This window comes from Kitasatospora cheerisanensis KCTC 2395 (genome assembly GCF_000696185.1).
Classification (GTDB): domain Bacteria; phylum Actinomycetota; class Actinomycetes; order Streptomycetales; family Streptomycetaceae; genus Kitasatospora; species Kitasatospora cheerisanensis.
The window spans coordinates 500174-516505 of record NZ_KK853997.1; the positions used below are offsets into that span (position 1 = coordinate 500174).

At 75.3% G+C, this 16332-nt stretch carries 13 protein-coding genes and 2 pseudogenes; 6 read left to right on the forward strand and 9 right to left on the reverse strand.

Annotated features, from left to right (window positions below; translation table 11 throughout):
* Nucleotides 1–61 precede the first annotated feature (61 nt).
* Nucleotides 62–1603 carry a PLL family lectin gene (locus tag KCH_RS36645; protein ID WP_051652640.1) on the forward strand — a complete coding sequence of 514 codons (1542 nt, stop codon included), beginning with the start codon at nucleotides 62–64 and terminating at the stop codon, nucleotides 1601–1603.
* Nucleotides 1604–1841: 238 nt separating this feature from the next.
* Here KCH_RS36645 and KCH_RS02220 read toward each other — a convergent pair whose 3' ends face one another.
* Together KCH_RS02220 and KCH_RS02225 are read right to left on the reverse strand one after the other, a co-directional pair.
* Nucleotides 1842–2441, reverse strand: a complete 600-nt coding sequence (locus KCH_RS02220; RefSeq protein WP_035858482.1) for a DinB family protein — start codon at nucleotides 2439–2441, stop codon at nucleotides 1842–1844.
* Between the two features lie 16 nt (nucleotides 2442–2457).
* Nucleotides 2458–2814 (reverse strand): VOC family protein, encoded by a 357-nt coding sequence (locus KCH_RS02225; protein ID WP_035858484.1) that lies wholly within the window; start codon nucleotides 2812–2814, stop codon nucleotides 2458–2460.
* Between the two features lie 72 nt (nucleotides 2815–2886).
* On the opposite strand from KCH_RS02225, the gene KCH_RS02230 reads away from it, so the two are divergent.
* The gene (locus KCH_RS02230; RefSeq protein ID WP_084223125.1) at nucleotides 2887–3897 is read left to right on the forward strand and encodes a sigma-70 family RNA polymerase sigma factor; all 1011 of its coding nucleotides are present in this window, start codon (nucleotides 2887–2889) and stop codon (nucleotides 3895–3897) included.
* A gap of 346 nt (nucleotides 3898–4243) precedes the next feature.
* On the opposite strand, the gene KCH_RS02235 is transcribed toward KCH_RS02230, so the two are convergent.
* The 3 genes from KCH_RS02235 to KCH_RS02245 are packed head-to-tail and all read right to left on the reverse strand — an operon-like array spanning nucleotide 4244 to nucleotide 6875.
* Nucleotides 4244–4915 carry a response regulator transcription factor gene (locus KCH_RS02235; RefSeq protein WP_035858487.1) on the reverse strand — a complete coding sequence of 224 codons (672 nt, stop codon included), beginning with the start codon at nucleotides 4913–4915 and terminating at the stop codon, nucleotides 4244–4246.
* Nucleotides 4912–6147, reverse strand: a complete 1236-nt coding sequence (locus tag KCH_RS02240) for a sensor histidine kinase (protein ID WP_244305098.1) — start codon at nucleotides 6145–6147, stop codon at nucleotides 4912–4914. The genes KCH_RS02235 and KCH_RS02240 overlap by 4 nt, the downstream gene beginning before the upstream one ends.
* Before the next feature lie 20 nt (nucleotides 6148–6167).
* Entirely contained in the window at nucleotides 6168–6875 is a 708-nt protein-coding gene (locus KCH_RS02245; RefSeq protein WP_157031843.1) for a hypothetical protein, read from the reverse strand.
* A 706-nt stretch (nucleotides 6876–7581) separates the two neighbouring features.
* On the opposite strand from KCH_RS02245, the gene KCH_RS02250 reads away from it, so the two are divergent.
* Nucleotides 7582–7992, forward strand: a complete 411-nt coding sequence (locus KCH_RS02250; protein WP_035858489.1) for a hypothetical protein — start codon at nucleotides 7582–7584, stop codon at nucleotides 7990–7992.
* A gap of 44 nt (nucleotides 7993–8036) precedes the next feature.
* On the opposite strand, the gene KCH_RS02255 is transcribed toward KCH_RS02250, so the two are convergent.
* Nucleotides 8037–9548 carry an MFS transporter gene (locus KCH_RS02255; RefSeq protein ID WP_084224136.1) on the reverse strand — a complete coding sequence of 504 codons (1512 nt, stop codon included), beginning with the start codon at nucleotides 9546–9548 and terminating at the stop codon, nucleotides 8037–8039.
* A 259-nt stretch (nucleotides 9549–9807) separates the two neighbouring features.
* Between KCH_RS02255 and KCH_RS45795 the strand changes: the two genes are divergently transcribed.
* Nucleotides 9808–10800: an Lrp/AsnC family transcriptional regulator gene (locus KCH_RS45795; protein ID WP_035858491.1), complete on the forward strand. Its 993-nt coding sequence runs from the start codon at nucleotides 9808–9810 to the stop codon at nucleotides 10798–10800.
* Nucleotides 10801–10953: 153 nt separating this feature from the next.
* Here KCH_RS45795 and KCH_RS46405 read toward each other — a convergent pair.
* From KCH_RS46405 to KCH_RS02270, 3 genes and pseudogenes are all read right to left on the reverse strand, one after another.
* Nucleotides 10954–12069 (reverse strand): annotated as a pseudogene (locus tag KCH_RS46405) (FtsX-like permease family protein); the annotation flags it as partial.
* A 218-nt stretch (nucleotides 12070–12287) separates the two neighbouring features.
* Entirely contained in the window at nucleotides 12288–13400 is a 1113-nt protein-coding gene (locus KCH_RS43785; protein WP_244305101.1) for an ABC transporter permease, read from the reverse strand.
* Nucleotides 13401–13425: 25 nt separating this feature from the next.
* Complete coding sequence (locus KCH_RS02270) at nucleotides 13426–14199, reverse strand: ABC transporter ATP-binding protein (protein WP_035858493.1); 774 nt, start codon at nucleotides 14197–14199, stop codon at nucleotides 13426–13428.
* A gap of 148 nt (nucleotides 14200–14347) precedes the next feature.
* On the opposite strand from KCH_RS02270, the gene KCH_RS02275 reads away from it, so the two are divergent.
* Nucleotides 14348–15640 (forward strand): sensor histidine kinase, encoded by a 1293-nt coding sequence (locus tag KCH_RS02275; protein ID WP_035858495.1) that lies wholly within the window; start codon nucleotides 14348–14350, stop codon nucleotides 15638–15640.
* A pseudogene (locus KCH_RS02280) lies at nucleotides 15628–16289 on the forward strand (LuxR C-terminal-related transcriptional regulator). Before KCH_RS02275 ends, KCH_RS02280 begins: the two are co-directional and overlap by 13 nt.
* The last annotated feature ends 43 nt before the right edge of the window (nucleotides 16290–16332 follow it).

Below are 16332 nucleotides of genomic sequence, written 5' to 3' on the forward strand. Positions count from 1 at the left end.
CGGTGCGGTTCCGCACTGCCTTTCAGCTGTCCTCCCGACGAAACGGAAGAGTTCTCCCGCCATGATCAGGTTGTTCCGACGCCTCCTCGGTCTGCTGGCCGTCACCGCCGTGGCCGCCGGCCTGCTGGTCACCGTGTCCGGGTCCGCACAGGCCGCGTTCGCCTCCGGCATCGACGGCTGGATCACCCGCGCCGAGGTGATCGAACGGGCCCAGTACTGGGTCGACCACCAGCCGGGCCCGTACAACCAGGGCGGGTTCTCGCCCGGCCCCACCGGTGACCGGAACTACCGCCGGGACTGCTCCGGCTACGTCGACATGGCCTGGCACCTCGGTTCGGACAACTGGACCGGGAACCTGTCGCAGGTGTCCTACTCGATCAACCGTCAGGACCTGCTGCCCGGTGACATCCTCCTCGACACCGCGAACCACGTGATCCTGTTCAACGCCTGGGAGGCCGACCACACCCGCTTCACCTACTACTCCTTCGGCGCGGACCCGGTGAAGAAGGTCGGGCCGGTCTCGATCAACGCCGCGACGATCGACGACTGGCCGAACGGGAACTTCGAGGCCCGCCGCTACAACAGGATCATGGACAACCAGCTGACGGCCCGTCGCCACGTCGGCATGAACGCCAACCAGACCATGGAGTTCGTCGACAACGACGGCAGCGGCGGGGTCCGGACGAAGTGGCAGGACAACCCGAACAGCACCTGGCACGACTGGTACCAGCTGCCGGGCGCGGCGGGCGTGACGGGCGCTCCGGTGCTGGGCCGCAACGCCAACGGCACGCAGGAGATCTTCGCCCGCACCGCGAGCGGGCAGGTCGTGTCCCGCTGGCAGCTGGACCGGAACGGCGCCTGGCACGACTGGTACAACCACGGCGGCAACGTCGCCTCCGAACTGGCGGTCGCCGCCAACGCGAACGGCTCCCAGCAGATCTTCGCCCGCACCCCGGACGGCCGGATCACCACCCGCTGGCAGGACAACCCGAACAGCACCTGGCACGACGGCTGGCTGACCTTCGACGGCGACGTCACCTTCGTCGGCAACCCGGCCGTGAGCCACAACGCCGACGGCACCCTGGAGGTCTTCGCCCGGACGAACACCGGCCACGTCATGTCCCGCTGGCAGGTGGCGCCGAACAGCACCTTCACGACGAGCTGGTACGACCACGGCGGCGACGTCGCCTCGGACCCGGTGGTCGGGCTCAACCAGGACGGCCGGCAGGAGATCTTCGCGCTGACCGCGGACGGCCGGCTCACCACCCGCTGGCAGGACAACCCGAACAGCACCTGGCACGCCTGGTCCACCTTCGAGCGCGGCGGTTTCGTCGGCGACCCGGCCGTGGCGCTCTGCCGCAACGGCAACCTGGAGCTGTTCGTCCGCGACGCCGCCGGCACCGTGTGGAACATCCACCAGCTGAAGCCGAACAGCGTCTTCTCGGACTGGACCGAGGTCGGCGGCACGCTGGCGACGAACCCGGTGCTGGGCGAGAACCGGGACGGCCGGCTGGAGATCTTCGGCAAGACGGCCTCCGGCACCGTCACCCACGCCTTCCAGAGCGGCATCGCGAGCGCCTTCGGCACCTTCCGCGACCTGTAGGACCCGACCGGCCATGGTGACGGGCAGTCGACCTGACTGCCCGTCACTTCGCGCTGCGCGAGCCGTCACCCACGCCGCGGCGCAGTACCCGAGCACCCGGATGCCGGTGCGGAGGTCCGCGGTGGCGCAGCGCCCGGGCGCACGGGTGCGGGCCGACGACGGCGAGTACGACGACGGGCACGGCCAACAGGTCGGCCACGAAAGCGTCAGGAGGGAGGCGGGTGCGGCCCCCGTCGAATCAGCTCCGTTCGGCCGCCGCCGCGACCCGCTCGCGGTGCCGGGCCCACCAGTGCGAGTCGGCGGTGGGCAGCCGGTCGACGTCCGGCCGGTAGCCCACCCTCCCGTCGATCAGCTCGCGGACGATGTCGGCGTGGCCGGTGTGCCGTTCGGTCTCGGCGATCAGGTGGACCAGCACCCGGTGCAGCGTGGGCGTGCCGGACTGCGCCGGCCACCAGGGGACGTGGCCGACGGCGTCCAGCGGCAGCGCGTCGACGGTGGAGTCGGCGTGCCGCCAGGCCATCCGGTAGGTGTCCGTGATGTACCCGCGGGACTCCTCCGCGGTGGCCCACTGGTCGGTGTTGGGCGGGAGGCCGTCCGGGCCGAGGTCCGGGCGGAACCAGGGCACCGGCTCCGCGCAGTGCCGGTCGAACACCCAGCCCAGGTACAGGAGTTCGACTCCGGCCAGGTGCTTGACCAGGCCGAGCAGGTTGGTCCCGGTCGGGGTGAGCGGGCGGCGGACGTCGCGCTCGGGCAGGCCGTCGAGCTTCCACAGGACGGTCTCGCGGGCGTCCTGCAGGTGCCGGCGCAGGTCGCTCTTGGGGTCGGTGGTCGTGGTCATCGCGGTTCTCCCGGTCTCAGGCACCGAGCAGGCCGACGGGGTTGCCGTCCGGGTCGTCGAACACGGCGATCCGGCCCCGGCCGGGCACGCTCCGCGGCTCCAGCCGGCGGCGCCCGCCGAGCTCCTCGGCCCTGGCGAGCGCCTTCTCGACGTCCGCGACCGGGAAGTACACGACGATGCCGGTGTACGGGCTGTCCGGGCCGGCCTGGCCGATCCCGCCGGCCGGCTCGCCGCCGTCCGCGCCCACCAGCGCGTACGTGTCGTCCAGCACCTGCACCGGCCAGCCGAACAGTTCCTGGTAGAAGCGGTGGGCGCGCGGCGCGTCGGGGGTGGAGATGTCGAACCAGGCGGGGTGGGCGGCATCGCTCGTCATGGGGGTTCTCCTCGGGTGTCGGGAACGGTCGGTCGAGGAAGTGACTCCCGCGGTGGGGCAGAATCGTCGCCCGTGAGCGAGGAATTTTCCGATCTGGTGGCGGCCCGCGACGGCGACGACGCCGCGTTCGCCCGCCTGGTGGCGCCGCTGCACCGGGAGTTGCACGCGCACTGCTACCGCATGCTGGGTTCCGCGCACGACGCCGACGACGCGCTGCAGGAGGCGCTGGTGCGGGCCTGGCGCGGCATCGCCCGCTTCGAGGGCCGCAGTTCGCTGCGCTCCTGGCTGTACACGGTGGCCACCCGCACCTGCCTGGACGCCGTCGAGCGCCGCGGCCGGCGGGCGCTGCCCGTCGACCTGGGCCCGGCCAGCCCCCGTGCGGTGGTGGACGCCGCGCCGCTGACGGAGGTCTCCTGGCTGGGCCCGTACGCCGACGCGGGTCTGCCGGTCGGGCCGGCCGGACCGGCCGCCCGGTACGAGCAGCGCGAGGCGGTGGAGCTCGCCTTCGTCGCGGCGGTGCAGCACCTGTCGGGCAATCAGCGGGCCGCGCTGCTGCTGTTCGACGTGCTGGGGTTCTCGGCCGAGGAGATCGCCGCCATGATGGACACCTCCGCCGCCGCGGTGAACTCCGCGCTGGCCCGGGCCCGGCGGCAGCTCGCGGCGAAGGCCCCGGACGTCTCCCAGCAGCAGACGCTGCGGACCCTCGGCGACACCCGCGTCCGGAGCATCGCCAGCTCCTTCGCCACCGCGCTGGAACGCGGCGACGCCGATGCCCTGGTCGCGCTGCTCACCGAGGACGTCACCTGGTCGATGCCGCCGCTGCCGCACTGGTACGCCGGCCGCGACGCCGTCCGGGAGTTCGCCGTGGCCGTCCCGATCACCCGCTGCCCGAGCTGGCGCCACCGCCTGACCACGGCCAACGGCCAGCCCGCGGTGGCCTTCTACGTCGGCGCGGCACCGGACGCGGTGCACGGGGCCTGGTCCCTCACCGTGCTGACGCTCCGTCAAGGTGCGATCTCGGAGCTCGTCTCCTTCCTGGGCCCGGAGCACGTGCTGCGCGCCGGCCTGCCGGAGACGCTCTGACCGCCGGTTCGCCGTACCGTCGGTTCGCCGTGCCGTACTCGCGCCAGGTGCCTTCCCCCTGGCCGAGGCGGCCGTTGGCCTTGACGAGGACGGTCGTCTGCCACTGGTGGCCGCCGGCCTCGCGCAGCGCGGCGAGCATTTCGGGGAGGTCGTCGGGCCCGGCGCCGGGGGTGCGGACGGACCGGGCGTCCTCCGCCGCGAAGTCCCCGGCGAGCTCGTGGAGGCGCCAGGGGCGGCCGGTGAACGCGGACCCGGCCATGCGTGCCAGGGGTTCCACCCACCATCTGCACGGTTCCGTACGACTATTTGTGCGCCAGCGTACAGATCGGGCCCGAGCAAGGGCCGGTCACCGGGCCGGGCCGGCCCCGCCCGCCGTGACGAAGCCGCTCTCGTAGGCGGCGATGACGGCCTGGGTGCGGTCGCGCACCCCGAGCTTGCCGAGGATCCGGCCGACGTGCGTCTTGACCGTCTCGGCCCCGACCCGCATCCGCCCGGCGATCTCCGCGTTCGCCAGTCCGGCGGCCATCAGGCGCAGGACCTCGCGCTCCCGGTCGGAGAGCCGGTCGACCCGGGAGCGGTCGGGGGCGACGGGGGCGTGCCGGAGGGCGAGGTCGCGGACAGCGGCGGGGAAGAGCAGCGACTCGCCGCGTGCCACCAGCCGCACCGCCCGGACCAGGTCGTCGGCGGTGGCCCGTTTGAGCAGGAAGCCCTGGGCGCCGGCCCGCAGCGCCTCGTACACGTAGGCGTCGTTCTCGAAGGTGGTGACCACCAGGATCCGCGGCGGGTCGGGCAGGGTGCGGATCAGGTGCGCGGTCGCGTCGATGCCGGAGAGCCGGGGCATCCGGACGTCCATCATCACCACGTCGGGGCGCAGTTCGGCCGCCAGGGCGGTCGCCTCCAGGCCGTCGGCGGCCTCGCCGACGACGTCGAGGTCGGGTTCGGCCTGGAGGATGGCGCGGAAGCCGGTGCGGATCAGGTGCTCGTCGTCGGCGACCAGCACGCGGGTGGTGGCGGTCATGCCGAACTCCCCAGCGGCAGGCGGGCGGTGAGCAGCCACTGCCCGGCGTCGTCCGGCCCGGCGTCGAGGGTGCCGCGCAGCAGGGCGACCCGTTCGCGCAGGCCGGTCAGGCCGCTGCCGGTGCGGGTGCGCCGGCCGGCGGGCGGGCGCAGCGGGTTGGCCATGGTGATCTCCAGGGTCTCCTGACGGACGGTCAGCCGGACGTGCACGGGGGCGTCGCCGGCGTGCTTGAGGGCGTTGCCGAGGCCTTCCTGCACGATCCGGTAGGCCTCCCGGGACAGCGTTCCCGGCAGGGTCCGGGCGCGGAGTCCGTCCTCGGCGTAGTCGACGGGGGCGCCGGCGGCGCGGGTGCGGTCGAGCAGGGCGGGCAGGTCGGCGAGGGTGTGCGGCGCCGTCCGGTCGTCCTCCTCGCGCAGCAGGCCGAGGACGTGGTCGAGTTCGGTGACGGCGTCGCGGGCGGTGGCCTCGATGGCGGCCAGGGCGGTGGCGGCGAAGTCGGGGTCGGTGCGCAGCAGGCGGGCGGCCGCGGCGGCCTGGACGCCGACGGCGCTGAGGGCGTGGCCGACGGAGTCGTGGAGTTCGCGGGCGACCCGGTTGCGTTCGGCCATCCGGTCGGCGCGGCGCTGGGCGGCGGCGAGACGGTCGGCGGGTGTCGGGCCGAGGAGTCGCGGGGCGAGGCGGGCGAGCCGGCGGCCGGCCGGGAACGCGAGGGCGACGGGCAGGGCGAGCAGGGCGAGTCCCAGCGGCGGTGCGGTCCACGGGTGTTCGGCGATCGGCGCGGCCCAGCCGGGGCCGACGGTGTGCGGGCGGAGGACGGGCAGCAGCAGGAGCAGTGCGCCGGCGGGCGGCGCGGCCAGTGAGATCGCGCCGGTGAGGCCGCCGAGCAGGGCGTGCAGGGTGAACCAGAGCGAGGTGCGGCGGCGGGCGGACCAGCTGTCGGCGGGCGTGGCGAGGACTTCCTCGCTCGCGCCGCACAGGGTGCGGGCGATGGCGCCTTCGAGGGAGCGGGCGACCGGCAGCAGTCCGGCGGCGGCGACCAGCGGGAGGGCGAGGGCGAAGGCGAGGAGCTGCGTCTCCAGCCGGAAGTCCCCGTCGGCCAGTCCGGTGACGCCGACCGCGGAGGTGGTGAGCAGCTGAAAGGGCATCAGCAGGGCGGCGCCGAGCAGCAGGTGGAGCCAGCGCAGCCGGGCCCGGCGGTCGACGGCTGCGCGCAGTTCCCGGAGCACGTTCACGGCCTCCTCGCCGGGCTGGGTCAGCGGACCTGGTCGGTGGCCGGGCGCGCGGCGCCGGCAGCCGCGGCCGGGAGTCCCCCGAGGCCGGCGCCGAGCACCAGCAGCCCGGCAGTCGTCTCCGCAATGTACACAGCGATCATGGTGGCGGAGCAGGGGTGGTCGGCGGAGCGGGCGAGGGCGCCGAGGTTGCCGAGCAGGCCGCCCCAGCCGTACGCGGCGGCGCTGCCGACCCAGGCCAGCGCGAGCGGCAGCCAGGTCCGGGCCCGGGTCCGCCCGGTGGCCAGCGCCAGCAGCCCGGCGGCGCCGGCCAGGGTCACGGCGGCCAGGACTCCTTCGGTGATGCCGTTCTGGCCGGCGAGTTCGGTGACGCGCTGGGGGGTGAGTCCGAACTCGGCGCCCAGGGACCAGGCGAGGCGCACCGTTCCGACGGTCGCCAGCAGGGCGGCGGCGAGGGCGGCGGCGGCGCGGGCGGCCGCCGGGAGGCGGCGGGCGAGCACGCGCACGGGCGTGTCGAGGAGGGGGCCGTGCCGGTCGCGGGCGTGCATCGCGTAGGCGGTCAGCAGGACGGCGCCTTCGACGATGAAGCCGCCGTAGACGACGGCGTAGACCCACGGGTCGAGGAAGCCGTCCTGGTCGCGGAAGGGGTTGGGGGCGCCGAACAGCACCTGGGCGGCGCTGAGCGGGACGGCAAGCATGATGACGGAGAGCAGCCCGGAGGCCATCCACATCGGCAGGGCGAGCAGCCAGGGGCGGACCCGGGGGCCGCCGGCCGGGTGAGCAGGTAGGCGATGAGCGCGGCGGTGGCGTCCATCAGGAAGGTCACCAGGTTGACGAGGACCCAGGTGCCGTGGCCGACCCGGTGCCGGTCGACGACGCCGAGGTCGACGCCGAGGACCCAGAGCGCCTTGAGCGCGAGGTAGGGCAGGCAGGCCACGAGGGCGGCGAATCCGAGGCGGCGGCGCCGGCGTTCGCGGCGCGGGTCGGCGGCGGGGCGGGCGGGCTCGAGGAGCGTGGAGGTCATGGGTCGAGCCTGTCGGCCGGGCGCGGCCCGGTCCTCCGTCCGCCCGACGATCCGTGTCCCCCGCACGGGGGACGAGGACCGTCAGCCCCGGTCAGGGGGTGACGAGCGGGAAGTCGTCCAGCGGGCGGCCGGGCTCTACGGGGCGGTTCTCGTCACCGGTCGTGGATGTACCTGCGGGTGTCGCGCCGGGCCTGCTTCACGCCAGTCCTGACACGGCGTCACCGATCTGCTTGACACCCAACACGGCCACGCCGAGGCCGAGCTTCAGCCAGTACTCCCGTTCCCACACAGTCCGTCACATTCCCCGCACCGAACTGCCGCACGGGGACGGCTTCTGAGCCGTGGTCAGACGATCTTGGTCGCTGCTATCGTGCCTGGGCAATTCGCGGTAGGAACGTACGAAAAGGGGATTCATGCGCAAGTCACAGCGGACGGCGGCCCTCGGGCTCAGTGCTCTGGGCATGGTCGCGGGCATGGTGACCGCAGCTGCTCCGGCCGAGGCGGCCTCGACGCCGAGCGGGGCGTGCGGCAGTGGCTACTACCTGATCGACCAGCACGCCCTCGGGTCGGTGGCGGACGTCTACCTGTTCTACAACGGCTCCAGCAACTGCGCCGTCACCTGGGTGCGGAGCCCGAACGGGACGCGGACCTACGACCTGCGGGTGAACATCGAGCGGAAGAGCGACCTCAAGTCCGCGGCCGACGGCGGGTACTACAACTACTACGCCGGCCCGGTGAAGCTGAGCGCCGCGAACACCTGCATCTCCTGGGGCGGTTCGGCCGAGGGCACCCGCTGGGCGTCCGGCTGGGAGCACTGCGGCTGAGCGCCGAACGGCCCCGGGGAACCGGGGCCGTTTCGCGTCGGCGGTCAGGCGCTGCGGTCGAGCTGGCGCTCCCGGGCGGGCGCGGCGGCGGGCGCCGGCGGGGCGGCCGGGCGCAGCAGCAGGGCGCAGGCGAGGGCGGCGAGCAGGGCGAGCGCCGCGGAGACCAGCAGGCACAGGTGCATGCCGTCGAGGAAGGCTTCGCCGAGCGCGCCGAGCGCCGGTCCGGTGGCCGGGCCGAGGTCGAGCGCGGCGACGGCGCCGAGGCCCTGGGCCTGCGCGGTGTCGAGGATCTGCGGGGTGCCGGGCAGTCCGGCGAGGTGGCCGGGGAGTGCGTCCAGGGCGCGGGTGGTGAGCAGCGCGCCGAGGACGGCGGGGCCGAGCGCGGCGCCGACCTGGCGGAAGGCGTTGTTGCCGGCGGCGGCCATCCCGGCCAGGTGGAAGGGCACGGCGGAGACCGCGGAGGCGGTCATCGGAGTGAGGACCGCGCCCATGCCGAGGCCGAGCAGCACCAGCCGCCAGGCCAGCGACAGGTAGCCGGTGTCGGCGTCGACGCCGGTCATGGCGAGCATCGCGGCGGCGACCAGCAGCAGGCCCGAGGTGATCAGGACGCGCGGCGACACCCGGTGCATCAGGCGCCCGACCGGGAGGCCGACGAGCAGCGAGGTGCCGGACACCAGGACCAGCCGCAGACCGGCCTGAAGGGTGGTCAGGTGCTGCACCAGGCCGAAGTACAGGCTGAGGACGAAGAAGAAGCCGATCAGTCCGAGGAAGCTGACCATGGCCACCAGCGCGGTCGCGGTGAACGCGGGGCTGCGGAACAGCTGCGGGTCCAGCATCGGGCTGTCGCTGCGGAGTTCGACCACCACGAAGGCCGCGGCGGCGACCGCGCCGAGGACCAGCGCGGTGACGACGGCGGGTTCGCCGAAGCCGTCCGCGCCGCCTTCGATGACGCCGTAGACGAGCGCGGTGACGGCGACGGCGGCGGTGAGCTGGCCCGGCCAGTCGAGGCGGCGGCCGTGCGGGGCGCGGGAGTCGGGCAGCCGGAACGCGGCGGCGGCGAGGGCCGCGGCGGCGACGGGTATCGGCAGCAGGAAGATCCAGCGCCAGGCGACGTGCTCGAGCAGCAGGCCGGCGATCAGCGGGCCGACGGCGAGCGAGGCCAGCAGGCTCATCGCCCAGAAGCCGATGAACCGGCCGCGCTCGCGGTGGTCGGGCACGGCGTGGCTGATCAGCGCCAGGGTGCTGGGCAGCAGCGCGGCGGCGCCGATGCCGGAGGCGGCCTGCCCGGCCCACAGGGCCTGCACGGAGCCGGAGCACAGCGAGATCGCCGCGCCGAGCACGCAGCAGGCCATGCCGGCCTGGAAGACCTTCTTGCGGCCGTGGACGTCGCCGAGCACGCCGGTGGTGAGGATCAGCGCGGCCATCGGCAGCACGAACGCGTCCGAGACCCAGGAGAGTTGGGCGGTGGAGGCGTGCAGGGCGCGCTGGATCACCGGCAGGCTCGCCGACACGGTGGTGACGGGCAGGTAGGCGACGAAGACGCCCAGGCAGGCCATGACGAGCGTGGCGGCCCGTCCGGCCCGGGGGTCGGGCGTCGTGGCGGAGTTCACGGAGTGCTTCCTTCGGCTGCTGCGGGGTCTCCCCCGCCGTCCCGGGGCGCCGGCCGTGCGGCGGGCGCCCGCCGCCGGGGCGGCGGTCGGCGGCCGGTCCCGGGGCGCCGATCAGCTTCCTTCGCGGCGCCCCGGATCTCCCAGGCGATCGCGCCCCGTGTGCCGGAATCACCATTTCCGGCGGCCCCGATGTCATCATTTCCTCATGCCCGACGCTCTGGACCACCGAATCATCCACGGCCTGCGCTGCGCGCCCCGGGTCTCCTTCCGGCGGCTCGGCGAGGTGCTGGACGTCTCCGAGCAGACCGTGGCGCGCCGGTACGCGGCGCTGCGCCGGGACGGCGTGGTGCGGGTCGTCGGGATGGGCAATCCGGCGGCCCGCGGCCAGGCGGAGTGGATCGCGCGGCTGCGCTGCCGGCCGGACGCGGTGGAGCCCCTGGCGAACTCGCTGGTCCGCCGGCCGGAGGTGGCGTTCGCGAGCATCGCCTCCGGCGGCTCGGAGATCATCTGCATCGTCCGCTCCCCCGCCGGCACCGCGCGCGACGACCTGTTGCTGCGTCAACTGCCGCGCGCCGGTGCGGTCCTGGACGTGCACCTGGACCTGGTGCTGCACGCCTTCGGCACGCCCGGCACGGCCGGGTGGACGGGCCGCGCGGGCTCGCTCACCCCCGGCCAGGTGCACCGGCTGACCGCGGACCGCCCGGTGCCGGCGGGTCCGGCGCTGCCGGCCGGGGAGGAGGACGCGCCGCTGCTGGAGGCGCTGGCCGAGGACGGCCGGGCCACCCACACCCGGCTGGCCGAGCTGACCGGCTGGTCGAAGCCGCGGGTGGCCCGTCGCCTGGAGGCGCTGGAGGAGGCGGGCTCGCTCACCTACGAGGTCGACACGCTGACCGAGCGCCTCGGCTACGAGCTGAACGCCACCCTGTGGCTCCAGGTGGACCTGCCGCGCCTCCAGCGGATCGGCGAGGAGATCAGCGGCCACGAGGAGTGCGCCTTCGCCTCCGCGACCAGCGGCCGGCACAACCTGATGGCGGTCGTCATCTGCCGTGACACGCAGGACTTCTACCGCTACCTCAGCACCGCCGTCGCCCGCATCGAGGGCGTCAACGGCTACGAGATCAGCATCCGGGTGCGCCGCCTGAAGCAGTCCTCCTCGCTGGTGCAGCACGGCCGCCTGGTCCCCGCGCCGCGGACCTGAGCACGGCCACCCGGCCCCGCCCCGCGGGCCCGAGCACCCGCCGCGGGGCCGCGGGTCACTCCCGGACGCCGACGGCCGCCACCGGCGGGTGCGCAGCGCGAACCGGGTGGGCAGCAGGATCGCGGCGAATCCGACCAGCGCGGTCGGCGCCACGATCGCCAGGTACAGCGGCACGGGGACGTGCGGCACCGGCGAGCCGGTCAGGCCGAGGCTCACGGTGGCCAGCGGCAGCAGCGGCACCGCGGTGCCGGCGGCCACCGCCACGGCCACCGCCATCCCGGCCTCCACCCGCACCATCCGCAGCACCTGCCGCGGCGGCGCACCCACCAGCCGCAGCAGCGCGAACTCCCGGGCCCGGCCCAGGGTGGCCAGGACCAGCGTGTTGGCCACCGCGATCGCGAGGTACCCGAAGACCAGGGCCAGCGGCAGCGCGCTGGTCAGCACCGACGCGCCGGCCTGGGCGCGCTGGGCCGCGGACAGGCCGCCCCGGTCCAGCACCTCCAGTCCCGGGTAGCGGGCGGCCAGGCCGCGCAGCGCCCCGGCGACGCGGCGCGGGTCGGCGCCGGCGGCGGTGCGGACGAACACGGCGTCCTCCAACTGCCGGGTGCTGTGGGCCAGGACCGTCTGCTGAGGCAGCGTCACCTCGCCGAAGCCGAGGCCGCGCCGGTAGACGGCGACCACGGTGGGCCGGATCCCGGTCCCGTCCGGCAGGGTGAGCCGGATCCGGTCGCCGACCCGCACGCCGAGGGTGGCGGCCGCGGTGGCGCTGACGGCGGCGGTGTCGCCGTGCAGGTCCGCCGGGCTGCCCGCGACGACGCCCAGGTCCAGGGTCCGCGCCGGGTCGCCGGTGACGCCCTGCGCCTGGTAGCTGAAGATCTCCGGCGAGTCGAGGACCTTCCGGGAGCCGTGCACCGCCACCCGGACCACTCCGGTGCTCGCGGCGACCCCCGGCAGCGCGGCGGCGGCCTCGACCACGCCGGGCGGCAGTCCGCCGGGGCCGCCCTGCAGGGTGAACTCGGCCCGCACGCCCGCCGCGGCCTGCTGCTCGGCGGCGGCCGCGATGGTGGTCGGAATGCCCAGCTGCACCAGGGCGAAGCCGACCGCCAGGGTGAGCGGGCCGATGCCGGCCGCCAGCCGGCGGGCGTGGGCCCGGGCGTTGGCGACCGCCAGTTGCCCGTGCGGCCCGGTGCGCCGGCGGACCGGCCCGGCCAGCAGGCGAACGGCGAGGCGCACCAAGGGCGGTGCGAGCATCAGCACGGCGACGATCATGACGAGGCCGCCGGTGCCCGCGCCGGCCACCGCGAAGACGCTGCCGGAGTACAGCGGCAGCAGCGACGCGCCCGCGCCGAGCAGGAACAGCAGCACGCCGAAGAAGGTCCGGGCGCGGCCGGCCCTCGCGGGTTCGCCCCGGGCCTCCCCGAGGGCCTCCACCGGCCGGACCGCGGCCGCCCGGCGGACCACCCCGATCGCGGCCGCCTCGGCGGCGATCACCGAGGCGAACACCGCGACCAGGCACGCGAGGGGCCGGCCGACACCGCGAAGTCGGCGGGGATCACGCCGATCGCGCCCAGCGCGCCCATCAGGGCCTTCGCCACCAGGACGCCCGGCAGGCAGCCGAGCACGGACGCCGTCAGCGCGACCACCAGGACCTCGGCCGCGAGCATCCGGACGATCTGCCGCGGCGTGGCGGCGACGGCCCGCAGCAGGGCCAGTTCGCGGCGGCGCTGGTGCACGGCGAGGGCGAGGGTGCTCGCCACCACGATCATCGTGATCAGCAGGACCGTCGCGCCGAGCGAGGCCGCCAGTTCGACCAGGTCGGAGCGGGCGGCGGCGACGTCCGGGAACTCCACCCGGCCGCGGTCGCCGCCCAGCCGGGTGCCGGCTCCGGTCCCGGCGAGGGCCCGGTCGATCCGTTCGGCCGCCTGCCCGGGGTCGGCGCCCGGCGCGAGCAGCACCCCGACGGCGTCGATCCGGCCCGGGTGGCCGTACAGCGCCTCGGCCTCGGCGTCGCTGAAGAACAGCGCCGCCGACCGCAGCGCCCCGTTCCCGCCCCGCCACTCGGCCACGCCGGTGACGGTGTACTCGCGTGCCTCCTGCGTGGCCGCCACCCGGACCCGCTGCCCGGGCCGCGCCTTCACCCGGGCGGCCAGCCGCGCGTCCAGCACCACCTCGCCGGCCTGCCGCGGTTCCCGACCCGCCGTCAGTTCGAACGGTCCGAGCGCGGCCGCGGCCCAGCCGTGGCCGGCCGAGGGCTGCTCGCCGCCGCCCGCGTCGAGGCGGCCGCGCCCGTCCACCAGCCGGGCGGGGAAGCCGACGTCCGGGACCGCCCGGCGGACGCCCTCGACCGCGGCCACCCGGTCGAGCACCGCGCGGTCCAGCGGTGCGGGCCGGTCCAGCGGCCGCTGCTTGGTCTTGCCCTCGGTGACCTTGAACGACTCCGGGCCGCCGACCACCACCGGGGCACCCGCGTAGCGCTGGACGGCCACCCCCGGTCCGAGCCCGGACTGCAGCAGCACGCCGAACGCGGTGATCAGCATCGACGCCCCGAGCAGCGCGACGAACGCGCCGACGAGCCCGGCCTTGCGCTCCCGAAGGGTCATCAGAACGAGCTTGAACTCCACCTGTTCACCCCTCCCCGTCGAGGCGCGTCCCGTCGAAGCGGGCCCCGTCGAGGCGCGCCATCCGCGCGGCGACCCGCTCGGCCGTCGGGGCGTCCATCGCCTCGGCGAGGGCCCCGTCCGCCAGGAAGACGACCCGCTGCGCGGAGGAGGCCGCGATCGGGTCGTGCGTCACCATGACCACGGTGTTGCCCTCCCGGTCGACGATCTCCCTCAGCAGCGCGAGGACCTGACGGCCCGTCCGGCTGTCGAGCGCGCCGGTCGGCTCGTCGGCGAAGATCACCTCGGGCCGGGTGATCAGCGCGCGGGCGATCGCCACCCGCTGCTGCTGGCCGCCGGAGAGCTGCGCCGGCCGGTGCCGCATCCGGTCGGCCAGCCCGACCCGCCGGGCCGTCTCGGCGAGCCGGCCGGGCTCGACGGCGCGCCCGGCGAGCATCAGCGGCAGCGCGATGTTCTCCGCCACGGTCAGCGAACCGAGCAGGTTGTACGCCTGGAAGACGAAGCCGACGCGTTCCCTGCGCAGCATGGTCAGTTGGGCCTCGTCGAGCGCCGCCAGGTCGGTGCCGCCGAGGCGCACCGTGCCGGTGCTCGGCCGCTCCAGTCCGGCCGCGCAGTGCAGGAAGGTGCTCTTGCCGGCGCCGGAGGGGCCCATGACGGCGGTGAACGTGCCTCGCTCGAAGGCCAGGCTGAGGTCGCGCAGCGCGGCGACCGCTCCGCCGCCCCGCCCGTAGGTCTTGCCGACCGAGCGGAGTTCCACCGCCGCAGTCCCGCTGTGCGCCATCGCTTCCCCTTCCGCGCCCCGCCCTGGGACCGGCACCGACGCTAGGCCTGACGGCCGGTCAGGGACCATGGCGTGCACTGGAGTCGGCGGGTGCAGTTCACTGCACCCGCCGCTGGTAGCGTGGGCGGGGATGGGGGGCTCGACGAGGATGGACGGCACTGCCCGGCGGCTGCCGGTCCGGGTGACGACGTGGCGGGGCTTCGCCCGGCGGGCGGCCGGGTCGCTGCGCTACCTGCTGGCGGCCGGGGCCACCGCGGTGCCGGCGCTGCTCGGCCTGTACGCGGTCCTCGCGGTGCTGGTGCTGTGCCTGGTGGGGCCGGGGCTGGCCCTGCTGCCGCCGGTCCTGCTCCTGCTGCGGCGGGTGGCCGATGCGCACCGGCGGCGTGCAGGGCGGTGGTTGGGGTGCGAGGTCCCGTCCCAATACCGGCCGGCGGAGGGGCGGGTGCTGGCCCGGGCGCAGGCGATGCTCGCCGACCGGGCGACCTGGAGCGACCTGCTGTGGCTGGCGGCGCACGGCGTGCTCGGCACGGCCGGTGCGGCGCTGGCGCTCGGGCTGTGCTCCGGTGCAATGAGCTGGCTGACGGTTCCGCTGTGGTGGCGGCTGGTGCCGGAGCCTCCGCAGTTCCTGGTCTGGGACGTCGACTCGTGGGGCGCGGCGCTGGCCGCCTGCCTGGTCGGGGTGGGCTACGGCGCGCTGGCGGGCTGGCTGCTGCCCCGGTGGGCGCAGTTGCACGCGCGGCTGACCCGGGCGCTGCTCGGGCCGCGCGGGCGGCGGGCCTCGCTGGCCGAGCGGGTCGCGGAGCTGACCGCCACCCGGGCCGGGGCGCTGGAGGCGCACGCGGCCGAACTGCAACGCATCGAGCGGGACTTGCACGACGGGGCGCAGGCCGGGCTGGTGGCGGTCGCGCTGCGGCTGGCGGTGATGAAGCAGGTGCTCCGGACCGATCCGGAGAAGCTGCCCGAACTGATCGACCGGGCCGCCGAGTTGACCGAGCTGGCCGTCGAGTCGCTGCGCGGCACGGTGCGTTCGATCTGCCCGCCGGTGCTGGTCGACCACGGCCTGGCGGAGGCGGCCCGTTCGCTGGCGGCGGCCTGCCCGGTCCCCACCACGCTGGACGTGGAGCAGGACGGGGCGGGCGGCCGGGCCCCGGTCGCGGTGGAGGCCGCCGCCTTCTTCGTGCTGTCGGAGGCGCTGACGAACGTCGCCAGGCACAGCGGGGCCGCGGCCGCGCAGGTGCGGCTGCGGGTCGCGGCGGGCGGGATCCGGATCTCGGTGCGGGACGACGGCCGGGGCGGGGCGGCGACCGGTGCCGGGCCCGGTGCGGGCAGCGGGATCCTCGGCATCAGGCGCCGGGTCGCCGCGTTCGACGGCGTCACCGAGTTGCACAGCCCGCCCGGCGGGCCGACCGAACTTCGAGTGGAGCTGCCGTGCGGATCGTGATCGCCGAGGACAACGCGCTGCTGCGGGAGGGCCTGGTGCTGCTGCTGACGAGCGCCGGCCACGAGGTCTGCGCCACGGTGGAGGACGGGGACCTGCTGCTGCCGGTCCTGCTGGAGCAGCGCCCGGACATCGCGGTGCTGGACGTCCGGCTGCCCCGACGTACCGGGACGAGGGGCTGCGCGCCGCGACGGCGGCCCGGGAGCAGCATCCGGACCTGCCGGTGCTGGTGCTCTCCCAGTACGTCGAACACGTCCGCGCCGCGCAGCTGTTGAGCCGGGGCGCGGCCGGTGTCGGGTACCTGCTGAAGGACCGGGTCGGGCGGGTGGAGGAGTTCCTGCGGGCGCTGGAGCGGGTGGCGGCCGGCGGGGTCGCCATGGACCCGGAGGTGATCTCCCAGCTGATGGTGCGCCGGACCTTCGACGACCCCCTGGACGTGCTCAGTTCGCGCGAGCGGGAGGTGCTCAAGCTGATGGCGGAGGGGCACGGCAACGGCGCGATCGGCGGGCTGCTGTTCATCGCGGAGACGTCCGTGAACAAGCACATCGGCAACATCTTCGCCAAGCTCGGCCTGCCGGCCACGGACGGCGGGCACCGCCGGGTGCAGGCCGTCCTGGCCTATCTCGACTCCGTCGCCGCGCAGGCCGGGTGAGCCTCGCGGGGTGCAGTTCTCTGCACCCCGGAACGGCAGCCGG

What these genes read in the sequence shown, in the direction of transcription:
- KCH_RS36645 (WP_051652640.1), top strand. Translation starts at nt 62, where the DNA reads ATGATCAGGTTGTTCCGACGCCTCCTCGGTCTGCTGGCCGTCACCGCC.
- KCH_RS02220 (WP_035858482.1), bottom strand. Translation starts at nt 2,441, where the DNA reads ATGACCACGACCACCGACCCCAAGAGCGACCTGCGCCGGCACCTGCAG.
- KCH_RS02225 (WP_035858484.1), bottom strand. Translation starts at nt 2,814, where the DNA reads ATGACGAGCGATGCCGCCCACCCCGCCTGGTTCGACATCTCCACCCCC.
- KCH_RS02235 (WP_035858487.1), bottom strand. Translation starts at nt 4,915, where the DNA reads ATGACCGCCACCACCCGCGTGCTGGTCGCCGACGACGAGCACCTGATC.
- KCH_RS02245 (WP_157031843.1), bottom strand. Translation starts at nt 6,875, where the DNA reads ATGTGGATGGCCTCCGGGCTGCTCTCCGTCATCATGCTTGCCGTCCCG.
- KCH_RS02250 (WP_035858489.1), top strand. Translation starts at nt 7,582, where the DNA reads ATGCGCAAGTCACAGCGGACGGCGGCCCTCGGGCTCAGTGCTCTGGGC.
- KCH_RS02255 (WP_084224136.1), bottom strand. Translation starts at nt 9,548, where the DNA reads ATGGCCTGCCTGGGCGTCTTCGTCGCCTACCTGCCCGTCACCACCGTG.
- KCH_RS45795 (WP_035858491.1), top strand. Translation starts at nt 9,808, where the DNA reads ATGCCCGACGCTCTGGACCACCGAATCATCCACGGCCTGCGCTGCGCG.
- KCH_RS43785 (WP_244305101.1), bottom strand. Translation starts at nt 13,400, where the DNA reads ATGACCCTTCGGGAGCGCAAGGCCGGGCTCGTCGGCGCGTTCGTCGCG.
- KCH_RS02270 (WP_035858493.1), bottom strand. Translation starts at nt 14,199, where the DNA reads ATGGCGCACAGCGGGACTGCGGCGGTGGAACTCCGCTCGGTCGGCAAG.
- KCH_RS02275 (WP_035858495.1), top strand. Translation starts at nt 14,348, where the DNA reads ATGGACGGCACTGCCCGGCGGCTGCCGGTCCGGGTGACGACGTGGCGG.